The organism is Nocardia mexicana NBRC 108244, from assembly GCF_001613165.1.
Lineage (GTDB): Bacteria > Actinomycetota > Actinomycetes > Mycobacteriales > Mycobacteriaceae > Nocardia > Nocardia mexicana.
On the sequence record NZ_BDBV01000087.1, the window covers coordinates 52,475 to 74,180 of the forward strand.

Annotated in this window: 19 protein-coding genes and 1 pseudogene; 11 read left to right on the plus strand and 9 right to left on the minus strand. The window is 69.1% G+C overall.

From position 1 onward, the window contains the following. Window positions 1-288: 288 nt before the first annotated feature. The gene (locus NM1_RS31660; RefSeq protein WP_084520223.1) at window positions 289-3,237 is read left to right on the plus strand and encodes an AMP-binding protein; all 2,949 of its coding nucleotides are present in this window, start codon (window positions 289-291) and stop codon (window positions 3,235-3,237) included. Here NM1_RS31660 and NM1_RS31665 read toward each other — a convergent pair. Further along, window positions 3,234-3,755, minus strand: a complete 522-nt coding sequence (locus NM1_RS31665; RefSeq protein ID WP_147288991.1) for a hypothetical protein — start codon at window positions 3,753-3,755, stop codon at window positions 3,234-3,236. The genes NM1_RS31660 and NM1_RS31665 overlap by 4 nt on opposite strands. Before the next feature lie 165 nt (window positions 3,756-3,920). Between NM1_RS31665 and NM1_RS31670 the strand changes: the two genes are divergently transcribed. Further along, the gene (locus NM1_RS31670) at window positions 3,921-4,430 is read left to right on the plus strand and encodes a GNAT family N-acetyltransferase (protein ID WP_068028383.1); all 510 of its coding nucleotides are present in this window, start codon (window positions 3,921-3,923) and stop codon (window positions 4,428-4,430) included. Window positions 4,431-4,444: 14 nt separating this feature from the next. On the opposite strand, the gene rffA is transcribed toward NM1_RS31670, so the two are convergent. Further along, window positions 4,445-5,581 (minus strand): dTDP-4-amino-4,6-dideoxygalactose transaminase, encoded by a 1,137-nt coding sequence (gene rffA, locus NM1_RS31675; protein ID WP_068028385.1) that lies wholly within the window; start codon window positions 5,579-5,581, stop codon window positions 4,445-4,447. After that, window positions 5,571-6,668, minus strand: a complete 1,098-nt coding sequence (locus tag NM1_RS31680; RefSeq protein WP_084520224.1) for a glycosyltransferase — start codon at window positions 6,666-6,668, stop codon at window positions 5,571-5,573. The genes rffA and NM1_RS31680 overlap by 11 nt, the downstream gene beginning before the upstream one ends. Window positions 6,669-6,955: 287 nt before the next feature. Here NM1_RS31680 and NM1_RS31685 point away from each other — a divergent pair, with 287 nt between their 5' ends. From NM1_RS31685 to NM1_RS31695, 3 genes are read left to right on the plus strand one after another with little or no spacing between them, the layout of a single operon-like run. Then, window positions 6,956-9,148, plus strand: coding sequence for a putative glycosyltransferase family protein (locus tag NM1_RS31685; RefSeq protein ID WP_068028456.1), 2,193 nt, complete (start codon window positions 6,956-6,958; stop codon window positions 9,146-9,148). Next, window positions 9,145-9,603: a GtrA family protein gene (locus tag NM1_RS31690; RefSeq protein WP_068028387.1), complete on the plus strand. Its 459-nt coding sequence runs from the start codon at window positions 9,145-9,147 to the stop codon at window positions 9,601-9,603. The genes NM1_RS31685 and NM1_RS31690 overlap by 4 nt, the downstream gene beginning before the upstream one ends. A 10-nt stretch (window positions 9,604-9,613) precedes the next feature. After that, window positions 9,614-9,835 carry a Trm112 family protein gene (locus NM1_RS31695; RefSeq protein ID WP_068028390.1) on the plus strand — a complete coding sequence of 74 codons (222 nt, stop codon included), beginning with the start codon at window positions 9,614-9,616 and terminating at the stop codon, window positions 9,833-9,835. 25 nt (window positions 9,836-9,860) lie between these two features. Here the strand turns inward: NM1_RS31695 and NM1_RS31700 are convergent, their stop codons facing one another. From NM1_RS31700 to NM1_RS31720, 5 genes are all read right to left on the minus strand, one after another. Further along, the gene (locus tag NM1_RS31700; protein WP_068028393.1) at window positions 9,861-10,487 is read right to left on the minus strand and encodes a TetR/AcrR family transcriptional regulator; all 627 of its coding nucleotides are present in this window, start codon (window positions 10,485-10,487) and stop codon (window positions 9,861-9,863) included. Further along, window positions 10,484-11,272 carry an ABC transporter permease gene (locus NM1_RS31705; protein ID WP_068028396.1) on the minus strand — a complete coding sequence of 263 codons (789 nt, stop codon included), beginning with the start codon at window positions 11,270-11,272 and terminating at the stop codon, window positions 10,484-10,486. Before NM1_RS31705 ends, NM1_RS31700 begins: the two co-directional genes overlap by 4 nt. Next, window positions 11,269-11,505 (minus strand): hypothetical protein, encoded by a 237-nt coding sequence (locus NM1_RS42660; protein WP_114699594.1) that lies wholly within the window; start codon window positions 11,503-11,505, stop codon window positions 11,269-11,271. Before NM1_RS42660 ends, NM1_RS31705 begins: the two co-directional genes overlap by 4 nt. Then, window positions 11,502-12,233, minus strand: a complete 732-nt coding sequence (locus tag NM1_RS31715; protein ID WP_068028402.1) for an ABC transporter ATP-binding protein — start codon at window positions 12,231-12,233, stop codon at window positions 11,502-11,504. Before NM1_RS31715 ends, NM1_RS42660 begins: the two co-directional genes overlap by 4 nt. 115 nt (window positions 12,234-12,348) lie before the next feature. Next, a complete protein-coding gene (locus NM1_RS31720) occupies window positions 12,349-13,866 on the minus strand; it encodes a multicopper oxidase family protein (protein WP_084520226.1) in 1,518 nt (505 codons plus the stop codon). A gap of 317 nt (window positions 13,867-14,183) precedes the next feature. On the opposite strand from NM1_RS31720, the gene NM1_RS31725 reads away from it, so the two are divergent. The 4 genes from NM1_RS31725 to NM1_RS31740 all read left to right on the plus strand — a co-directional run bounded on the left by NM1_RS31725 (window position 14,184) and on the right by NM1_RS31740 (window position 17,517). Continuing rightward, entirely contained in the window at window positions 14,184-15,365 is a 1,182-nt protein-coding gene (locus tag NM1_RS31725; RefSeq protein WP_068028405.1) for an NAD(P)/FAD-dependent oxidoreductase, read from the plus strand. A gap of 81 nt (window positions 15,366-15,446) precedes the next feature. Then, on the plus strand, window positions 15,447-16,346 hold the full coding sequence (locus tag NM1_RS31730) for an RNA polymerase sigma-70 factor (protein WP_068028407.1): 900 nt from the start codon (window positions 15,447-15,449) through the stop codon (window positions 16,344-16,346). A 142-nt stretch (window positions 16,347-16,488) separates the two neighbouring features. Beyond that, entirely contained in the window at window positions 16,489-16,827 is a 339-nt protein-coding gene (locus tag NM1_RS31735; protein WP_211339407.1) for a DUF3761 domain-containing protein, read from the plus strand. Window positions 16,828-16,893: 66 nt separating this feature from the next. Further along, window positions 16,894-17,517: a DNA-3-methyladenine glycosylase gene (locus NM1_RS31740; protein WP_246011345.1), complete on the plus strand. Its 624-nt coding sequence runs from the start codon at window positions 16,894-16,896 to the stop codon at window positions 17,515-17,517. A gap of 109 nt (window positions 17,518-17,626) precedes the next feature. On the opposite strand, the pseudogene NM1_RS31745 reads toward NM1_RS31740, so the two are convergent. Continuing rightward, window positions 17,627-18,944, minus strand: a pseudogene (locus tag NM1_RS31745) (2-isopropylmalate synthase); the annotation flags it as partial. 217 nt (window positions 18,945-19,161) lie between these two features. On the opposite strand from NM1_RS31745, the gene NM1_RS31750 reads away from it, so the two are divergent. Continuing rightward, a complete protein-coding gene (locus tag NM1_RS31750) occupies window positions 19,162-19,830 on the plus strand; it encodes a FadR/GntR family transcriptional regulator (protein WP_068028413.1) in 669 nt (222 codons plus the stop codon). Between the two features lie 286 nt (window positions 19,831-20,116). Beyond that, window positions 20,117-21,400 carry a tyrosine--tRNA ligase gene (gene tyrS, locus NM1_RS31755; RefSeq protein ID WP_068028416.1) on the plus strand — a complete coding sequence of 428 codons (1,284 nt, stop codon included), beginning with the start codon at window positions 20,117-20,119 and terminating at the stop codon, window positions 21,398-21,400. The last annotated feature ends 306 nt before the right edge of the window (window positions 21,401-21,706 follow it).

A 21,706-nucleotide genomic window follows, 5' to 3' on the forward strand; every position in this document is an offset into this window, starting at 1 on the left:
GGTGCAGCGGAATTGGAATACTCGGGCGAAACCCCTGGCGGATGGTTACGACACGCGTTCGATCGGAGGAACTGCCGGTGACATCATGGGACGAACCGGTCGGTGCGGGGCTTCCGGGCCGATTCCGTCGCTCGCCGCCGGAGGTGTCCGGCGGGCCCCGGTGATAGCTGCGCACGGCATGCGACTGATCACAGCCGCAGCGCAGTAGGGTAGGTGTGTGGCAAGCTCGGAGAAACGCGGCGGTATGTGTGACGCGCGCCACATGCAGGGTGAGGGCTGGGAGTAACCGTGAAGTTCGATACGAGGTTCGTCGCGCAGTCGGTGCAGCGGTTGATGGCGACCGCGCAGAACGGGCTCGAGGTCGTCCGGTTCGGGGGACTGACGCACGACGTGGAGTCGTCGCCCTACGAGGTGACCGAGCGCAAGCGCATGTACCGGCTGCGGCACTACTTCCCGGACGACACCACCCCCGGCCGCCCCGTGGCCCTGCTGGTCCCGCCGTTGATGGTGAGCGCCGACATCTACGACGTCAACGCCGAGGGCGGCGCGGTCGGCATCCTGCAGCGCGCCGGAATCGATTGCTGGGTCATCGATTTCGGCTCCCCGGCCAGCGAGGAGGGCGGCTGGCAGCGCGACCTGGCCGACCATGTGCTGGCCCTCAACAGCGCGATCGATACGGTCAACGAGCTGACCGGGCACGGCGTCCACCTGATGGGGTATTCGCAGGGCGGCATGTTCACCTATCAGAGCACCGCCTATCGCTACGGCAAGGGCGTCGAGAGCATCGTCACCTTCGGCAGCCCCGTCGATATCGTGGCGGGCCTGCCGTTCGGGCTCCCGCACGGCCTGGTGTCCGACGTGGCCGATTTCGTCGCGGACCACGTGCTCAACCGACTGCCGATCACCGACGCCATGGTGCGGGTCGGCTTCCAGATGCTGGATCCGGTCAAGACGGCCAAGGCGCGCATCGATTTTCTGCGCCAGCTGCACGACCGGGAGGCGCTGCTGCCCAAGGAGCGTCAGCGCCGCTTCCTCGAACAGGACGGCTGGGTCGGCTATTCCGGGCCCGCCGCCGCGGATCTGCTCAAGCAGTTCGTGGCGCACAACCGGATGATGCTGGGCGGGTTCGTGATTCGCGACCAGCCGATCTCGCTGGCGGAGCTGAAGTGCCCGATCCTGGCATTCGTCGGCGAGGTCGACGATATCGGGCAACCGGCGGCGGTGCGCGGCATCGTGCGCGCCGCACCGAACGCCGACGTCTACGAGGCGTCGCTGGTGGCCGGGCATTTCGGCCTGGTGGCCGGGAGTACGGCCACACAGCAGACCTGGCCGCTCGTGCGCGATTGGGTGCGGTGGCTCGGCGGCCGAGGTGAACTGCCCGAGCAGATCGCGCCGATGCGCGAACACGTGGCGAGCAACCGCCCGCGCTCGGCCGCGACGCGTGTCGTGCACACGGCGGCGACCCTGGCCGAGGCGGGCGCCGGGCTGGGGGCGGCGCTGGGCAGCATCGCCAACAGCACCCTGCGCGGCTCGGTGGAGCTGACCGGCGAGGCGGCGCGCGCACTGCCGCGGCTGACGCGTCTCGGGATGATCCAGCCGCACACCCGAATCTCGCTGGGCCGCCTGCTCGCCGAGCAGGCGCGCCGGGCGCCGCTGCGGGACCTGTTCCTGTTCGACGACCGCGTGCACACCAACGCCGCGGTGAACGTGCGCATCGACAACGTGGTGCGCGGGCTGATCTCGGTCGGGGTCCGGCCCGGGACCCGGATCGGCGTGTTGATGGAGACCAGGCCGAGCGCGCTGGCGACGGTGGCCGCGCTATCGCGGCTCGGTGCGGTGGCGGTCCTGCTCGCCCCCGGCAGCGAACTGCGGCGCGCCGTCGAGCTGACCGGTATCAAGACGATCGTGTCCGACCCGGAGAACCTGCGCGACGCCGCCGACACCGGCGCGCGGGTACTGGTGCTCGGCGGTGGCGACGCGCGCGAACTGGACGTGCCGCCGGGGCGGGAGGTGGTCGATCTCGAGCAGATCGATCCGTCGCGGGTGGTGCTGCCCGGCTGGTTCCGGCCCGATCCGGGCCTGGCGCGGGAGCTGGCCTTCGTGCTGGTGACCGGCACCGGCGACAAGCTCGACATCAAATACATCACCAATCACCGGTGGGCGGTGTCGGCATTCGGCACCGCGGGCTCCGCCGATCTCGATCGCCGCGACACCGTGTATTGCCTTGCGCCCCTCCATCATTCGTCCGGGCTGCTGGTGAGTCTGGGCGGCGCGGTGGCGGGCGGCAGCCGGATCGCGCTGGCGCATTCGCTGGATCCCGCGCGGTTCGCCGAGGAGGTGCACCGATACGGGGTCACCGTCGTCACCTACACCTGGACGATGATGCGCGACATCCTCGACGCCGACACCTTCCCGAACGGCCACCCCCACCCGATCCGGCTGTTCATCGGCTCCGGCATGCCCGCCGGACTGTGGCGGCGCACCACCGAAAGGTTCGCGCCCGCACGGGTTCTGGAGTTCTACGCCTCCATCGAAGGGGACGTGGTGCTGGCCAATGTGGCGGGCGCGAAGATCGGCAGCAAGGGCCGCCCGGTGCCCGGCGCGGCGCGGGTCGAGCTGGTGTCCTACGATCCGGCGACCGACGAGATCGCCACCGACGCACAGGGTTTCGCCCGCCGGGCGGCGGACAACGAGGTGGGTCTGCTGATCGGCAAGGCGTCCGACACGGTCGACATCTCGCGCGGTGGCCTGCGCGGGGTGTTCACTCCCGGCGATGCCTGGATGCCGACGGAGAACCTGTTCCGCCGCGACAGCGACGGCGACTACTGGTTGATGGATCGCCGCGACACGGTCATCCAGACCGCCCGCGGCCCGGTGTACACCCAGCCGATCGTGGACGCGCTCAACGACATCACCGCGGTCGACATGGAGGTGGCGTTCGGCCTGCGCGCCGACTCCGGCCGCACGTTCGCCGTCGCCGCGGTCAGCATCCGCGGCGGCTATCGGCTGGAGCCGAAGGACGTCACCGAGTGCCTGCGCGCCCTCGACCCCGCCCGGCGACCCGATCTGATCTATGTCGTCGACGAGATCCCCCGCAGCTCGACCTATCGGCCCTCCACTCGTGCCGTGCAGTCCGCGGTGCGCCTGGAACCGGGCGAGAACACCTGGTGGTACAACGGCGTCACCGACTCCTACGAGGTCCTCACGGCCGAGGCCCTCGACCGCCTGCTCGCTTAGCTCGCTCCGGGCCGCGTCTCCCGTACCCGCCGCTGCGCGGTGCTCGCGAGCATGCGCAAACCCCGGGTGAGGGCCGCGTCGCCGGGCCGGTCCTCGCTCCACCAGGTGGCCGACCGCAGCGGCAGGCCGCGGTCGCGATACTTGTCCATCGTCTCGACATGGTCGGGCAGGGCAATGAATTTCGTCAGCCCGCGCTTGTCCGTCCACACCGACACCGATCCCAGCCGGCGGCGGAACGGTTGGACGTAGGTCATGACCGCCACGGCGCCGTCGATCGTCGTCAACTGATCGCACAGGGTTTCCGACAGGCGCCAGATATCGAGGCTGTCGGCCATCCGGAGCGGCGTGTACTGGGTCAGGCTCACCATGAACGAGCCCTCGGACGCTGCGGCGGGTCCGCGCTTCCAATCGCTCAGAATGACGAAATCGGCTGCGCCCGAGCCGGAGTCGCGGTGGTGGCGCCAGTTTCGCCGCAGCCATCGAGCGATGCCGGGCATGGTCTTCAGGGGCTGTCTCACGGTTCGCATATTGATAAGCTACAGCATACGATCTACTGGTGCTTATAAACTGCCGCCGGGCCGGTGCCCGGGCCTTCCGTCGCGTACGCGACCATGGACGGGCGCGGTTGCGCCGCATTCGAGTTCGACTCGGCACGCCGCTCCGGACGAAGGAGGAACGCCGACGTGATCCGGCCCGCCACCGAGGACGAATTGCCGATCCTGCGTGATATCGAGAGAGCGGCGGGTAAGCCGTTCGCGGAGATCGGCATGACGTCGGTGGCGGAGGACGAACCGCCGCCCACCGAGCATCTGCGCGCGTTCGCGCGGGCAGATCGCGCGTGGGTCTACGCCGATGCCTCCGATACCCCGATCGCGTACCTGATCGCCGAGCCGGTCGACGGCTGCGCCCACATCGAGCAGATCTCCGTGCACCCGGACCACGCGGGCCGGGGGATCGGACGGCAACTGATCGAGCACCTCGCGGCCTGGGCGGTCACTCGCGATCTGCCCGCCCTCACCCTGACCACCTTCACCGAAGTCCCCTGGAACGGCCCGTATTACGAGCGCCTCGGTTTCCACTACCTCGAACCCTCCGAAGAAACCCCCGGCCTGCGCGCCCTCCGCACCGCCGAGGCCGCCCACGGCCTCGACCAGTGGCCCCGAGCCTGCATGCGCCGCAACCTCCCCGGCTGACGGGGTTCGCGGGGCTAGACCGTGAACGCGGTGACGGCTTCGATGACGCGGGATACCTGGGCGTCGGAGAGGTCCGGCCAGAGGGGGAGGCGGATGAGGGTTCGGGAGAACTCGGCGGTGCGGGTGCACGGGTTCGGGGTGCGGCCGAGTTTCAGGCCCGCGGGGCTGGAATCCAGCGGGACATAGTGGAACGGCGCCGAGATGCCCTGGGCGCGCAGGTGATCGATGAGATCGTCGCGGCTGCGCTCGGTGGGTGTGCGCAGATAATAGAGATGCGCGGTGTGCTCGCGGTCCGACGGCACGTGCATGAGGCGAATATCGTTGCGGCGCGCCCAGTCCGGCAGCGCTGCGGCGTAGGCGTTCCACACCCGGAACCGGCCCGCCTGGATCGTGTCGAACTCCGCGAGCTGCGCGTCCAGCACCGCCGCGTTCAGCTCGCTGGGCAGATAGCTGGAGCCGATGTCCTGCCAGGAGTACTTGTCGACGGCGCCGCGCAGGAATCGGGCCCGGTCGGTGCCCTTCTCCCGGATGATCTCCGCCCGGCCCATCAGGATCTCGTCGGTGAGCAGCACCGCGCCGCCCTCACCGCAGTGCACGTTCTTGGTGTCGTGGAAGCTGAGCGCGCCCGCGGTGCCGATGCTGCCCAGCGGCCTGCCGCGCCAGGTGCCGCCGAGCCCGTGCGCGTTGTCCTCGATCAGCGCCAGCCCGTGCGCGTCGGCCAGCGCCAGCAGCCGGTCCATCTCGGCGGCGACACCGCCGTAGTGGATCACCACGATCGCCTTGGTGCGCTCGGTCACCGCCGCCGCCACCGACTCCGCGTCGAGGTTGCCGCGCTCGTCGATATCGGCGAAAACGCAGGTGGCCCCGCGCAATGCCATCGCGGTCGCGGTCGAGGTGAACGCGAAGCTCGGCACGATCACCTCGTCGTCGGGCCCGAGCTCCAGCAGCAGCCCGGCCATCTCCAGCGCGTGCGTGCACGAGGTGGTCAGCAGCGCGTGCGGCGCGCCGGTGATCCGCTTCAGCTTGCCGGTGGCCGCCTCGGTGAACGGCCCGTCGCCGTGACTCTGGTCGGAGGCCAGCACGGTCTCGAGGTTCGCCAGCTCGCGCGCGGCGCGGTAGGGCCTGCTGAAGATAATGCGGTCAGTGCTCACCCGGGTTGTTCCCCCCGATCGCTGCGGTCGTGGACAGGGCCGGCGCCCGATGCTCGTCCGGACGCGGTGTCGGCGAATCTACCGTCAGGTAAAGGGGTTTGCCCACCAGCACATGCAGCGCCACGCCCAGGTATTCGGCGATCAGCCCGAGCGAGAACAGGATCGCCCCCGACACCAGCAGCAGCACCACGATGGTCGAGGCCCAGCCCTCCGGGTTGTTCCCGGTGCCGAACAGCACCTGCCCCACCACGATCGCCGCGTAGACCACGCCCGCCAGGGCCAGCGTCACCCCGAGCAGGCTCACCATCCGCAGGCCGCGAGTTCCGCTGCACAGCACCATCTTCCAGAACAGCGAGAACAACCGCCGGTAGTTGTAGCCGGACTCCTCCCGGCCCTCCGCGCGCAGTTCCACCGGCGCCTGCGCGGCGTTGTCGACCACCCAGGTGAGCGCCACGTCGAGATAGACGCCGTTGGAGGCGACCTCGGCCAGCTGCCGCCCGATATCGCCGCGGATCAGCCGGTAGCTCTCGAACCGGGTCGAATCCGGGAAGGCGAACAGCGTGGCGAGCACCAGCTTGGCGCCGCGTGAGGTGAGGTTGCGCAGGAAGCCGTGCGGGCGCGTGTTGACGGGCTTGGAGTAGACCAGATCGGCCCGCTGCGCCAGCGCCGTGTCGATGAACGCGCCGATATATCCCGGGTCGTGCTGCCCGTCCTCGTCCATGGTGACGATCCACTCGCCGCGGGCGGCCGCCATACCGGCGATGGTGGCGGCGTCCTGCCCGAAATTGCGGCTCAGCCAGACCACCCGCACCCGGTCGTATTCGTCGTCGAGCCGTTGCAGCACGACGTCGGAGCGGTCCGGCCCGTGATCGTGCACCAGCACGATCTCCGCGACGGCGAAGGTGCTGCCGCCCGGGGTGGCGGTGGGCTCGGTCAGCTGCTGCAATTCGGCGACCAGTCCGGCGATGGTCTCCTCGCCGCGATACACCGGGACGACGACCGAAACCTCGTGGACCCGGCCGGGATGACCGTTGGCCCGCGCCTGATCGATGGCGGCGGAACGCGGTCGTGCGGAGGGAATCGGCATCAGCTGGTTCGACTTTCGGGGACGACGGTGCGCGCCGGAACTCCTCGTTGCAGTGCAGAGCCCGAATCGCGGTGAACTCTAACACGCAGCAGGTGACGGGTTCCGGCACGGCGAGGCATCCCGACATCATCACCGGATCACGGGTAAATGCCAAGCGTCACCCGGGCCTGTAGGGTCTGTGACTCGTGGTGGAAAGTGCAGTGTCGACGGCGCTGGCCGAACCTCCCGCACCCGCTGAGTCTCGGGTGCCGCCGGAGCGTGCCGCGGACGGACCGTCGCGCAGGAGCGTGTACCGGTGGGGAGCGATCACCGCGGTCGGGGTGGTGCTCGGCTATGCCGCGGTGCTGCTGGCCAACGCGCGCCATTTCTTCACCGACGACACCGAATCCCAGTACACCCCGCTGTGGGTGATGCTCGGCCGCCACCTGCGCGAGGGCAATCTGCCGGTGCTCATCCCCGAGCAGTGGATGACCGGCAACTACACGATGGAGGAGGCGGGCCTGTTCAACCCGCCGCAGCTGCTGATCGATCTGATCGCGCCCTCGGTCGACAATCTCGCGGTGTACGCCACGGTGGTGAAGCTGATCTTCGCGATCATCGCCGCGCTCGGCGTGTACCGGGTGTGTCTCGCGTACGGCGGCCGCGTGCAGTGGGCGGCGGTGGCCGGTGTCGCCTTCCCGTTCACCGGCTGGTTCCTGTTCTTCGACCAGGCCAGCTGGATGACCTCGCTGACCGGCACCGCGTGGATGGTGCACGCGTGGGCGTCCGCGGTGCGCTACTCACGCGGCAAGAGCGGGCCGATTCCGGTCTTCGTGTTCCTGTACCTGGCGATCTCGGTCGAATACGTCTTCCCCGCCGTGGAATCCGCGCTCATGCTGGCGGCGGTCGCGGTGGGGGAGATCGTCTACCAGCGCCGGTGGCGGCCGGTCGCGCGACTGACCGCGGTGGCGCTGTGCGCGGGCCTGGCGGGCCTGCTGACCTACCTGCCGAGCATGCTGTCGGCGAAGGTGAGCTGGCGCGGCACCGCCCAGATCAATAACGACCAGTTCCTGACCGTGCCCTGGTCGGAGTCGCTGAACGCGAGCCTGCCGTCCACGCTGCCCGCGCTGAACTCGTGGTGGGGCTATATCCAGCCGCTGCCGATGACCTATATCGCCTGGTTCCTGATTCCGGCGCTGGCATTCGTCGACTGGGGCCGCGCGCGGGCCGCGTGGCGCGAGCTGACCGCCGTGGCGCTGTTCGCGATCATGTTCCTGATGTGGGCGGCGGGCCCCGGCACCGTGGGTCCGCTGCGCTGGCCCGCCCGGGTGCTGCCGATGCTGGCGCTCGGCCTGCTGATCCTGGTGTGTGTCCTGCTGGGCCGCTTCGGCACCACCGCGGGATGGCGCAATCGCTGCATCGCGGCCGCGGTGCTGATCGGGCTGCTGTGGGTGCGCACGTTCTCCGCCGACCCGCACAACGTGCTCTGGCATGTGGCGTCGGCGGTCGTCGTGGCCACGTTCGGGGCCGCCGCGGTGTGGCTGGCGCGCACGCGCGGGGCGGCCGCGGCGGCGCTGCTGGTCATCGCGGCCATGCTCCCGATCGCCTACGCGCAGGTGGATCGCGCGCAGCCGACCCCTATGAGCTGGAATCTGCCCACCAACCGTTCCGACGCCAAGGCGGCGTTCCCGAAGTTCGACGGCATCACGCTGCAGCTCGGCGATCGCGGCCTGCTGCGGCCGGAGGACCGGACGCTGCAGGGCGCCTACGGCTCGCTGGCCTTCGGCAACTACGCCAAGGACGTCGAGCAGCACTACGTCAACGGCTACACCCCGAACGGGCACTACTGGTTCGGTGAAATGCTGTGCATGCGCTGGGATTCCAGCGTCTGCCCGGACGCCTACCGGCGCCTGTTCACGCCGGAGCCGACCACCGGGCGCACGGTCGCCGACCTGATGAAGCTCGACCGGATCGTGCTGCAGAAGGCGATGTTCCCCGACGCCGGAACCCAGCCCGCGCCCGAGGGCTGGAGGTGGGTCGACTATCCCGGCCACGAGCGCTACATCTGGGTGCTCGAACGCGTCGGCGGGCCGATCTCGACGGTGAACGGGCGGGTGGCCGATGCCGCCGGTGTCATGGCGACCTCGACCTCGGAGTCCGACACCTCCAGCAAGCTGCGGGTGACCTCGGCCGACGGCGGGCGCGTGGTGTTCGCTCGACTGGGCTGGCCGGGGTACCGGGTGCACCTGAACGGGCACGAGATCCCGTTCGACACCGTCGCGAAGTCCTTTGTCGCCGTGGATATCCCGGCCGGGACCCAGAACGCCGAGCTCGAGGTGACCTGGCGTCCGCCGGGCTGGAAGATCGGTATCGGTACGGCCGTGCTGGGGCTTGCCGGGCTGGGTATTCTGCAGTGGATGTACGTGCGATCGCGCCGCCGCGACGAGCCGGATTCCGCCGGGCTCGAGCCGGAACCTCCACGGGTGGAATCGATCCCGTGAGTACCACCGAAACCACCACCCTCGCACCCGGTTTGCTGCTGCGGCTGATCCGGCGGCAGGAGATCGCCTTCGCGGCCGTCGGCGGCTGTAACACGCTGCTGGGCATGGTGTTGACGGTGATGTGGCTGAAGATCCTGCCCGACGGCTGGCCGCCCGCCGCGGCCGTCGCGCTCGCCTACTGCATCAGCATCGTGTTCGCGTTCGTCGCCCACCGGACCCTGGTGTTCCGGGTGCGCGGCCACGTCCTGCGCGACTTCGTGCGCTTCGTGCTGGTGAATTCCGGTGGGATGCTGCTGAATATGGCCGGGGTGCAGCTGGCCGTCGGGGCGATGCATCTGCCGGAGACTCCCGCGACGGTGGGCGTGATGGGTCTGGTCGCGGTGGCCAGCTTCTTCGGCCACCGGCACTTCTCGTTCCGGCGGGCACCGCGCGGCACCGTCGCGGCGGAGCGGTAGGTTATCGGTCATGGCGGAGGAAACCTTGGACCCGACCCTGCTGAGCCTGCTGGCCTGCCCGCAGGACAAGGGCCCGCTGTCGCTCGTCCGCGACGGCAACGGCGACAGCGTGCTCTACAACCCGCGCCTGCGCCGCGCCTACCCGATCGACAACGGGATTCCGGTGCTTCTCATCGATGAGGCGCGCGATGTGACCGAGGCCGAGCACGAGGCGTTCGCAGCCCAGGGCTGAGCCGGAATCCTCCGCACCACTTGTATCAGCGCAGCTCAGATTCCGGCAGCTCGAGTTCCCCCGTGAGATACCGCTGCATATTCGGCCCGATCAGCGCCGCGAGCTGATCCCCGCTCATCGACGCGATCGGCTCCACCCCGACGATCTTGCGGGCGATCAGCAGCCCCATCATCTGCGAGGCAGCCAGCAGCACCCGGGTGATACCCGAGCCGGGCGGCGAATCCACCCGCGGCAGCACATCTTTCAGCACCACCTCCAGCAGGAAGTTGCGCGCCAGCGCACCGTCTCCGCTGTCGATGATGGTGCGGAACGCGACGATCGCGGGCGTGCCGCTGGGGGAGTCCCACACGCCGATCACGGTGCGCACGATGGTCTCGCCGAGCCGGTCGACCGGCGTGGTCGCGAGTTCGGCACGGATCTCGTCCGGATCCATCGGCAGGTTCAACGCCGCGATCAGCAATTCCTGCTTGGTGCCGAAATAGTGGTGCACGAGGGCGGGGTCCACGCCCGCCGCCCCCGCGATCGATCGAATGGACGCCTTGTCGAATCCGACCTCGGCGAACCGGGTCCGGGCGGCATCGAGAATCGCCTCCCGGGTCCCGGAACGGCCCGGCCGGCGCCCACTGCGCCCGCCGCCGTTCAGCGCCGTCATTGAGTCCTGCGGCGCAGGGTCGCCGCTCCCAGGCACAGCGCGACGGCCGCGAAGGCCGCCACCACGGCGAGGTCCCGCCACATCTCCGCGGTCGCACCCGGATGCTGCGACACCTCCTGCAGCGCGGACACCGCATAGCTCAACGGCAGCACGTTGCTGATCACCTCCAGCCAATCCGGCAGCTGCCCGCGCGGCACCAACAGCCCGCACAGGAAGAACTGCGGTCCCACCAGCACCGGCATGAACTGTACGGCCTGGAATTCGGTGCGGGCGAAAGCGCTGGCCAGCAGGCCGAGCGCGACGCCGAGCACCGCGTCCACGACGGCGATGAGCACCACCAGCCACGGGCTTCCGGCGGCGTTCAGATCGAGCAGCCAGAACGCCACCAGGCAGGCGAGCCCGGCCTGCCCGGCGGCCGCCACCGAGAAGGCGGTGCCGTAGCCGGCGAGCAGGTCCAGCTTCGACAGCGGCGTCGTCATCAGCCGCTCCAGCGTGCCCGAGGTGCGTTCGCGCTGCATGGCGATCGCGGTGATCAGGAACATGACGATGAACGGCAGGATGCCCAGCATGCTGATCCCGACCCGGTCGAACAGGCGCGGCACGCCCGGCACGGTCGGGGAATCCTGATACACGAAATACAACAGCGACAGCAGCAGCGCGGGAACCAGCAGCAGCATCGCGACGGTCCGATGATCGGCGCGCAACTGCCGCAGGATTCGTACGGTGGTGGCGGTGTAGCAGCGCAGCGGCCGCGGTGTGACCGGCTGGACCAGCGTCGTGGTCATCGCGCCCCTCCTGTGTTGATCGATGCGGGGGACTCGGTCTCCCGCTGTGCGTCGGGCACGGCCTGGGTCGTGGCCATTGCGGCCTCTCCCATGTTGATCGGTGCGAGGGAGACGGTCTCTCGCTGTCTGTCGGTCCGGACCAGGGTCGTGGTCATCGCGCGCTTCCCTGTGTTGATCGGTGCGAGGGAGGCGGTCTCCCGCTGTCTGTCGGTCCGGACCAGAATCATGGTCATCGCGCCCCTCCCATCTTGATCAGCGCGAGGAACGCGTTTTCGAGGCTCGCTTCGCCTGTGTCGGTTCGCAATTCGTCGGGGCTGAGCTGGGCGAGCAGATGGCCGTCGCGCATCAGCAGCAATCGGTCGCAGTGTTCGGCCTCGTCCATCACGTGGCTGGACACCAGCAGGGTGCGGCCCTGCTCGGCGAGGGCGTGGAACTGGTCCCACAGCTCCACCCGCAGCACCGGGTCCAGGCCGACGGTGGGCTCGTCGAGCACGAGCAGTTCGGGATCGGCGACCAGCGCGCAGGCGAGCGAGGCGCGGGTGCGCTGCCCGCCGGAGAGTTGGTTGCCGCGCTGGCGGGCATGGTCGGTGAGGCCGACCGCCTCGATCGCGGCGGCCACATCCGCGGACGAACGACCGTACAGCGCAGCGAAATACGAGACGTTCTCGGTGACGGCAAGATCGTCGTAGATGCTCGGCGCCTGCGTCACGTAGCCGACCCGGGCCCGCAGCCCGGCCGCCCCGGCCGGTTCGCCGAGGACCCGCACGGACCCCGATTCGATGATCTGGGTGCCGACGATGCTGCGCATCAGGGTGGTCTTGCCGCATCCGGACGGGCCCAGCAGCCCGGTGATGGAGCCGGTCGGCACGGTGAGCGAAACATCGTGTAGCACTTCCCGTCCGCCGCGGCTCACCCGCAGATCATCGACCTCGATCGCGGGCGGGGAACTCGGTGCCGTCATGGTCACCCCAATTCATCGAGTGTTGAATTCATTCTCTGATGAATTCTGCACCCCTGGCAGTCCGCTGCGCAACCCCGAACCGCCCCCGTCGGGGTCATGGAGGTGAAGTCCGGATCTAATGCCCTCCGTGATGCGGCGGTCTGCCCGCTTCCCCGCCCGGCTCCACGACCACGAACTGGCCCATCATTCCCTGGTCCTCGTGCCACAGCAGGTGGCAGTGATACATGTACGGGGTGTCCGGATCGGCGGGGCCGTCGAAGCGCAGCGCGAGCCGGACCGTGCTGCCGGGCCGCACGAGCACGGTGTCCTTGGGCCCGCGCAGTGCGGGAGGCGGTGGTGCCCCGTCCACCGTCAGCACCGCGAACTGCACGTCGTGGACGTGGAAGTTGTGCAGCATGCCGTCGGTATTGCGCACCACCCAGGTCTCGGTGGTGCCGCGGGTGACTGTGGCGTCGATGCGGTCCATCGCCATCGGTCGCCCGTTGATCCCGGCGAGCTGCAGATCGAAGCCGCGTTCGCGGACCGACTCGGCCGCGTCCGGCAGCCGGGCGGCGGCCAGCTTCTCCGGCACTTCGGTTGTGGCACGGAGGTTTTCGGTGGCCCGAAGTTCGAGGATGTCGAAGGTGTCGTCGCCGCCGGTGAATCTGCTGGCATAGAAGTCCAGCCCCAGATCGGTGGGATAGCCGCGCAGCACCACCCGCTCGGCGGGCCGCATCCGGACCACGATCTCGGCGCGCTCGCCGGGTGACAGCTGCACCCGGTCCAGCTCCGCGGCGCGCTCCAGCAGCCCGCCGTCGGTGCCGATCAGCGCGAATCGGCGGTCGTCGGAGAAGCCGAAGTTGTAGATGCGCGCGGTGGAGGCGTTGAGCAGTCGCAGCCGCACCAGCTCGTCGCCGACCACCCGATACGGCGCCAGCGTGCCGTTGACCATCGTGCGATCGCCGAGAAAGCCGGTGTCGGAGAGGGATCCGCGGCTGTGGTCGAATCGCGCGCCGCGGAACTTCACGTCCTGCACGATCACGGGAAGGTCATCGACGCCGTAAGTCTTTGGCAGCGGCAATGTTTCGGCGGCGTCATCGACGAGGAACATCCCCGCCAGCCCGCGCTGCACATGAGATTCGGTGGCGCCGTGCGGGTGTGGGTGATACCAGAGCGTGGCCGCGGGCTGATCGACCTTCCACCGCGGCGCCCAGGTGCTACCGGGCTCGATCATCTGATGTGGCCCACCGTCCATCGCCGCGGGCAGATGCATCCCGTGCCAGTGCACGGTGGACGCCTCGCCCAGGGAGTTGCGCACGTCGACCCGCACCGTCTCACCCCGCCGCGCCCGCAGCGTCGGCCCCAGGTAATCGCCGTTGAACCCCCAGGTCGGCGTCGCCTGACCGGAAAGGAATTCCTTTGTCCCCGAGCGCATCTCGAGATCGAAGACGCGGGTTCCGTCGGCGTCGACCCGCCCGTCGGCCAGCGGCGGCACGGTCAACTCCTCGGCGAAGTCCACCGTCCCGACCGTCGACACCTTCGCGCCCGAGTACAACCACACCGCCCCGGCCCCGACCGAACTCGCGACCACGAGAACAAAGGCACCGAGCCAGAACAGAATTCGCCGCCGCCGCGACCCGCCAACCGAGGACATGCATCGACGCTAGAAAGACCGAGCCGCGGGCAACATCGGGCAGCGCCCGGATTCGTCCCCGGATTTTGTCCCCGAGACGGCGCGGCCGGTTTCCGGGTTGCACCCCGATCGCCGCGCGGCGCGAAGTCCGGCGACGCGGATGTGTGAATCGGCGCGGCGGCTCCTGACGCCCGCGGCGGCGGGTGCCGGGTTTAGGGCCGGCGGTCGACGCGGACCGCGCGATCATGTGTCGCAGGTCACAATCTGAGTTGTCACGTTCCGCGCACCTGTCTTGTCCAATGGCCGACTTCGCATAACGAGCGCATTGGAGGAACACCATGAACACCGACAAGGTCCACGAGATCGTCGTATTGGGCGCCGGCTACACCGGCATGATGGCCACCGTCCGGGTGGCGCACCGCACCCGCCGGGAGAATGTGCGCATCACGCTGGTGAATCCGTCGGAGCGGTTCACCGAGCGGCTGCGTTCGCATCAGATCGCCGCCGGGCAGGAGCTGGCCGACCACCGCATCCCGCGGCTGCTCGACGGTTCCGGGGTGGAGTTCCGCAGGGCCGCTGCCGCGGCCATCGACCCGGTCGCGCACCGCGTGACCCTGGACGACGGCACCGAGCTGGGCTACGACACCCTGGTCTACGCGCTGGGCAGCACCACCGACACCACGCTGGTGCCGGGCGTGGCCGAGAATGCGTGGACGCTCAACGATCCGCGCCGGGCGCACCGCTTCTCGCAGCGCCTGACCGAGCTCGCGGCGACGGGCGGCGCGGTGACGGTGGTCGGCGGCGGCCTCACCGGGATCGAGGCGGCCACCGAGATCGCCGAGAGCCATCCCGGGCTGGTCGTCACCCTGATCGCCAGCGCGGAGCCCGGCGCGATGATGGGGGAGCGGGCCCGCGCGCACCTGAATCGGGCGCTGGACCGCCTCGGGATCGTCCGGAAGGTCGGAATGCAGGTGATCAAGGTGCTGCCGGATGCGGTGGAACTGGGCACCGGCGAATCGGTGCGGTCGGATCTGACCCTGTGGACCGCGGGCGTGCGCGTATCCAAGCTGGCGGAAGACGCCGGAATCGACACCGACGCAAAGGGTTTGGTGATCACCGATCCGACCCTGCGGTCGGTCTCGCATCCGGACGTGTATGCCGTCGGCGACGCCGCCGCGGTGCGGATGGCGTGGGGACAGATCCACGGCACCTGCCAGAGCGGCATCCCCACCGCCGCCTATGTCGCGGACGCCATTGCCCGGCGGCTGCGGGGCAGGGTGGTGAAGCCGTTCCGGTTCGGCTACTTCCATCAGCCGGTGAGCCTGGGCCGCAAGGACGCGGTCATCCAGTTCACCAATGCCGACGACACCCCCAAGCGGTGGTACCTGAAGGGCCGGTCGGCGATCTTCTACAAGGAGAGCGTCAGCGGCAGCCCCGTGCCGATCTTCAAGGCGAGCAAGAAGATGAACGTCGCGGTCGCCTTGTCGAAGGGCGGACGCGCCACCCGGCAGGCCGCTTGAGCCCGCCCGACCGCCGATGGCACACCTGAGCCATCGGCGGTCCTTGCCGATCTCGTCCACCTCCCGGAAGCATTGACCCCCATGCAGGACGACACCCGCGGAACCGATCCGGCCGCCGACCCCTTCATCGAACACCGGCGCCTGCTGTTCGGCACCGCGTACCAGATGCTGGGCAGTGTGTCCGACGCCGAGGACGTCCTGCAGGACGCCTGGCTGAAATGGCACGCCGCCGCCCGCGATGCGGTCGACCACCCGAAGGCCTACCTGGTGCGCACGGTGACGAACCTGTCCCTGAACCGCCTCACCTCGGCCCGGGCCACCCGCGAAACCTATGTCGGCCCTTGGCTTCCCGAACCACTTTTGACCACGACCGACGCCGCGGAGGAGACCGAGATGGCCGACAGCGTCTCGACCGCGATGCTGGTCGTGCTGGAAACGCTCACGCCCGTGGAACGCGCGGTATTCGTGCTGCGCGAGGTGTTCGGCTTCTCGCACGGCGAGATCGCGGGCTACCTCGAACGCCCCGAGGCGACGGTGCGCCAGATCTCCCACCGCGCCCGCAGTCACGTGCAGTCCCGCCGTCCCCGCTGCGATACCGATTCGGCTGTGCGCCAGGAGGTTACGGACAAGTTCCTGGCCGCTGCGCACGGGGGCGACGTCAACGCCCTGATGGAGTTGCTCGCCCCCGATGTGACGCTGTGGAACGACGGCGGCGGCAAGGTGACCGCGGCGCGGCGCCCGCTGCACGGTCCCGACCACGTCGCGCGCTGGATGCTCGGCGCCATGGCCAAACCCACCTCCGCCGGTGCGTACATGACCCCCGCGACCATCAACGGCGAACTCGGCCTGCTGGTTCTCGTCGGCGACCACCCGATCGGCGCGCTCACCTACGACATCGTCGACGGCCGCGTCCAGAACATCCGCTTCCAGGTCAATCCCGACAAGCTCGACGGCCTGCGCGACGCCGGCGCCACCAGCTGACCTTGGCCCTGAGCCGCAGGGACTTTCGTCATTTCGAGGAGAGGATCGCTCGGAATGTGCCGGGGGTCCGGCGTAGTGTGATCAGCACTGGGGGATGAACTTCTCATTCGATGAGAAGAGTTCTGCTGTAAGGGATTTCGAAATGATCACGAATATCGGGCGGGTCGTCGATCGGGCTCGCCGCACGGTCGCCGGTCGGAGCACCGGCGGTCTCGCGCCGCTGTTGTTCGCGGCCGCCGTCGCCACCTCCGCCCTGGTTGCACCCGTTGCGACTGCCGGACCCGTGCAGTTCGTGTGCGGTGCGGGCGAGTACGAGAACGTCGACAACAACTGTGTGCAGCGTCCTCAGCAGAGCGCGACGCCGCCGGACGGCGCCACCGCGCAATGCAACGACGGGACGTACAGCTTCAGTCAGCACCGCCGGGGTACCTGCTCCGGGCACGATGGCGTAGATCGCTGGCTGGTCGACCTGCCCAAGTAGGCAAGACCGAGGCGAACGGCCACCACGATTGTTCCGATGACGTGCGGTTTGGGACAATGGACCGCTGTGTCTGCCGAGGAGCTTGCCGTCGAACCGTTGGAGGCTGCGCGCCGGCTACTCGGTGCCACGCTGTGGTCCGGGCCCGTCGGCGTGCGGATCGTCGAGGTCGAGGCGTACGGCGGTGATCCGGCCGGGCCGTGGCACGACCCGGCCGCGCACTCCGGCCGCGGCCGCACCCCGCGCAATGCCGTCATGTTCGGCCCGCCCGGCGTGCTCTACGTCTATTTCAGCTACGGCATGCATACCTGCGTGAACGTAACCAGCGGACCGGACGGCATCGCCAGCGCGGTCCTCATCCGGGCCGGTGAGGTGATCGCCGGACACGAGACCGCTCGCGCGCGCCGCCCGGCCGCCCGCACCGACGCCGCTCTGGCGCGGGGGCCGGGCAATCTCGGCAGCGCCCTGGGAATCACCTTGGCGGACTACGGAACCCACCTGTTCGATCCGAAGTCGCCGATCCGGCTCGAGCTGGGCCCGGAGATCGCCGCCGCCGGGGCGATCGGTGCCGGACCCCGCGTCGGTGTCAGCCTCGCCGCCGACCGGCCCTGGCGGCTGTGGCTGCAGGATTCAGCCGCCGTCTCGGCCTACCGCCGCAGCCCGCGGGCCCCGCGGGCCGAACGATCTGCCTGAGCGCGGAGAGTAGCTGAGCCCTGTCTTTGCCGCTCCGCCTCCGGCCGTTCACGTCCGCCGCGTCACCTCGAGACGGCAACTGCCTTTGCCGCTTCCGGAGCGAACTCCGTGAACAGCTCCCAGAGCGTTTCGGCCGACACCTCCGCGCCGGTCTCGTCGGTGTGGCGCTGCACGTGCCGCGCGAACTCGACCTGCTCGGACCGCGACAGCGTCACCCCGTACTCGGTCTCCAGCAGATAGGCGATGCCGCCCTTGCCGGACTGCGAATTGACGCGGATCACGGCCTCGTAGGAGCGGCCGACATCGGCCGGGTCGATGGGCAGATACGGTACCTCCCAAGGAATTTCACGCTCCGACAGACCCCGCCGCGCGGCCCGCGCACGATGGTCGGCGAACCCCTTCTTGATCGCGTCCTGATGCGTCCCCGAGAACGCCGTGTACACCAGATCGCCCACGTAGGGATGCCGCGGGTGGGTAGGCAGGCCCGTGCAGTACTCGACCGTCTCGCGGATCGCGTCGATATCGGAGAAGTCGATCCGCGGATCCACGCCCTGCGCATGCAGATTCAGCGCGAGCGTGGCGATGTCGACGTTGCCGGTGCGCTCGCCGTTGCCGAACAGGCAGCCCTCTACCCGCTGCGCCCCGGCCAACACCGCCAGTTCGGCACAGGCGATTCCGGTGCCGCGATCGTTGTGGGGATGTACCGACAGCACCACGCCGTCGCGCCGGGACAGATTGCGATGCATGTACTCGATCTGGTCGGCATAGACGTTCGGCGTCGCGACCTCCACTGTCGCGGGCAGATTCAGGGTGACCGGCCGCTGCGGCGTCGCATCCCACAGCGCGGTCATCGAATCGCACACCTCCAGTACGAAATCCGGCTCGGTCAGCATGAAAACCTCGGGGGAGAACTGGAATCGGACGTTCGGCAAATGCCCGGCCAGCTCCAGTACGTCCCGCCCGCCTGACCGGATCAGCTCGGCCACCTCGTCGCGGGAGCGGCCCAGCACCACGTCCCGCCACTGCGGCGCCGTCGCCGTATACATGTGGATCACCACATCATTGGTGATGCCGTCGATGGCCTGCACGGTGCGCTCGATCAGATCCCGCCGCGCCGGGGTGAACACCACCAGCGTGACGTCCTCCGGCGCCAGGGCGGCATCGCGGATCAGCCGCACGAAATCGAAATCGGCCTGCGAGGCGCTCGGATAGCCGATCTCGATCTCCTTGTAGCCCATGGCGACCATCAGCTCGAAGAACCGGCGCTTGCGAGCAGGGTCCATCGGTTCGGCCAGCGCCTGATTGCCGTCGCGTAGGTCGACCGGCACCCACAGCGGCGCCTCGGTGATGCGGTTCGTGGGCCACTGCCGGTCGGCGACCGGCACCGAAACCCGTTCGTGCACACTGCGATAGCGGTGCGAGGGCATGACGGACGGGCGCTGGCGATTCCACGAGGGGGAGGAAGTGAACATGTCTGCGGTTGCTTTCGCGTCGGAGGAGATGACCGGCGCAGCCCAGCAACCCGCGGGCAGGGTGCCGGTCGATCAGACCCCGCCGCGGCGGCCGAGAAGAAGCAGACCCTGTCCCATGTGGCATAGACTAACCACAAACAACTCCTCAGACAAGTAGAGAGGTAGAAGGGTCTTGGCGCACGTACAGAGGCATCCGCTGGCCGCCCAGGCCGCGGAGGTGCTTCTCGACAGGATCCGCGCCGGTGAATGGCGGCTCGGTCACAAGCTGCCGGGGGAGACGACCCTGGCCGCCCAGCTGGGTGTCGGCCGCTCCACGCTGCGCGAGGCCATCCGCGAGCTGTCCGGTAAGGGAGTGCTCGAAAGCCGCCAGGGCGCAGGGGTTTTCGTCACCGCACTGGAGGTGACCGAGGACTGGGACACGATGCTGCGCCGGGCCGACATCGTCACCGTCATCGAGGCCCGCATCGCGATCGAGGCGGAGGCCGCGGCACTGGCGGCGGCCCGCCGCACGCCCGCCGACCTGCGGGGCATGTGGCGCGCACTGGCCGCCCGCGCCGAGGCCACGGGATCGGTCGAGGATCTCGTGGACGCTGATACGGCCTTCCATCGCACGGTCGTGACGGCCGCCCACAACGACGTGCTGACGGGGATGTTCGACGCCTTCGTCCCCCGCCTGCGCCACGCTATGATCGACATGCTCCGCCTGCGCCCGCTGCCGGACGAACACGCCGACCACCAGGCCCACGAGGTACTGCTGGACGCCATCCGAGCCCGATCGCCCGAGGCCGCGGCATCCGCCAGCAGGGTGCACTTGAGCAGTCTGAAGGCGGCCCTCGGGTAGCAGGGCTGCGGGTTCGGCGGCGTGGCCGGGTGCGGGTGTCGATTGCCGCTGTGTTCGGCGGTTTCCGGTGGGATGCGCGGCCACACCGGGTCGGCCGTGGCCGATCGCGCCGAAGCAGAGCAGCCCGCGGTGGCGTCATGACCGCCGTCGGCCCAAGCACCCCTGCGCGTCGCCCTGGCAAGTCGATTTCCGCTGAATATCCGATTGCCGGTGGGCGCTGCTGCCGATCACACTGGGCGGTACCTGAGCGTCGATGCAGAAAAACAGTGCGGAAAGATGGGGCAGCGTGAGCGTCGACATCATCGATGAACTGACCTGGCGTGGCTTGATCGCGCAGTCCACCGACCTGGACGAGCTGCGGTCGGATCTGGCGAAGGGGCCGATCACCCTCTATGCCGGCTTCGACCCGACCGCGGCCAGCCTGCATGCCGGGCATCTGGTGCCGCTGCTGACGCTCAAGCGTTTCCAGCAGGCGGGCAATCGCCCGATCGTGCTGGCGGGCGGTGCCACGGGTCTGATCGGCGATCCGCGCGACGTGGGCGAGCGCGTCATGAACTCGAGCGACACCGTGGCCGAATGGGCGGAGCGGATCCGCGGCCAGCTCGAACGCTTCGTCGACCTCGGCGACGGGCCGACCGGCGCCGTCATCGCGAACAATATGGACTGGACCGGCTCGCTGACCGCGGTGGACTTCCTGCGCGATATCGGCAAGCACTTCTCGGTGAACGTCATGCTGGCCCGCGACACCGTCAAGCGCCGCCTGGACGGTGAGGGCATGTCCTACACCGAGTTCAGCTACATGCTGCTGCAGGCCAACGACTTCGTACAGCTGCGCCGCCGCCACGGTTGCCGACTGCAGGTCGGCGGGTCGGATCAGTGGGGCAACATCATCGCCGGCGTCGAGCTGAACCGCCGGATCGACGGCGAGCATGTCCACGCGCTGACCACGCCGCTGGTGACCTCCGCCGACGGGAAGAAGTTCGGCAAGTCCACCGGTGGCGGCAGCCTGTGGCTCGATCCGGAGATGACCAGCCCGTACGCCTGGTACCAGTACTTCGTCAACACCGGTGACGCGGATGTGGTCCGGTACCTGCGCTGGTTCACCTTCCTCGATCGCGAGGAACTGGCCGAGCTGGAGCAGGCGACCGAGGAGCGCCCGCACGCCCGGGAGGCGCAGCGCAGGCTGGCCGCGGAGATGACGACGCTGGTGCACGGCGAGGCCCACACCCGCTCGGTGCAGCTGGCCAGCCAGGCTCTCTTCGGCCGGGGTGACCTGCACGAACTCGATGAACCGACGCTGGCGTCGGCGCTGTCCGAGGCCGCGGTGGACGGCGCGGTGGCCGAGGCCGCCGAGGGCTCCACCATCGTGGATCTGCTGGTCGCTTCCGGTCTGTCGGAGAGCCGGGGCGCGGCCCGGCGCGCCGTCACCGAGGGAGGTGCGTCGGTGAACAACACGCGTATTCCCGATCCGGAATGGACCCCCGCCGACTCCGACTACCTGCACGGGCGCTGGCTCGTGCTGCGCCGCGGCAAGAAGAACTTCGCGGGTGCGCGGCGCGCGGGTCGCTGACGTCGTCATGACCTGAGTCACATCGGTGTGACTCAGGTCCGTCGGCGCCCGAATCGCGGCGCCGCGACCTGCGGAAACTCCGGCTGTCTTGGGGATTTGACGTTACGTTTCCCGCCACGTAACTTATTCCAGGTCAGAGCGACACGGACGCCGACCCGGGCCGAGAGGCGGGGACACGAGGTAGGACGAGGAGCGCCTGACGCCAGCACGACCGTCCGAGGAACCTGGACTTGACTCCAAGGGTCCGAGTGGTTAGGCTGGAAAAGTTGCCTCTTGAGAGGGTCGGGTTTCCGGCCGGATCAGGTG

Bases quoted from the DNA above. Each gene is read 5' to 3' on its own strand.
- NM1_RS31680 (WP_084520224.1), bottom strand. From the start codon at position 6,668: ATGCCGATTCCCTCCGCACGACCGCGTTCCGCCGCCATCGATCAGGCG.
- NM1_RS31695 (WP_068028390.1), top strand. From the start codon at position 9,614: ATGGCGGAGGAAACCTTGGACCCGACCCTGCTGAGCCTGCTGGCCTGC.
- NM1_RS31700 (WP_068028393.1), bottom strand. From the start codon at position 10,487: ATGACGGCGCTGAACGGCGGCGGGCGCAGTGGGCGCCGGCCGGGCCGT.
- NM1_RS31705 (WP_068028396.1), bottom strand. From the start codon at position 11,272: ATGACCACGACGCTGGTCCAGCCGGTCACACCGCGGCCGCTGCGCTGC.
- NM1_RS42660 (WP_114699594.1), bottom strand. From the start codon at position 11,505: ATGACCATGATTCTGGTCCGGACCGACAGACAGCGGGAGACCGCCTCC.
- NM1_RS31715 (WP_068028402.1), bottom strand. From the start codon at position 12,233: ATGACGGCACCGAGTTCCCCGCCCGCGATCGAGGTCGATGATCTGCGG.
- NM1_RS31720 (WP_084520226.1), bottom strand. From the start codon at position 13,866: ATGTCCTCGGTTGGCGGGTCGCGGCGGCGGCGAATTCTGTTCTGGCTC.
- NM1_RS31725 (WP_068028405.1), top strand. From the start codon at position 14,184: ATGAACACCGACAAGGTCCACGAGATCGTCGTATTGGGCGCCGGCTAC.
- NM1_RS31730 (WP_068028407.1), top strand. From the start codon at position 15,447: ATGCAGGACGACACCCGCGGAACCGATCCGGCCGCCGACCCCTTCATC.
- NM1_RS31735 (WP_211339407.1), top strand. From the start codon at position 16,489: ATGATCACGAATATCGGGCGGGTCGTCGATCGGGCTCGCCGCACGGTC.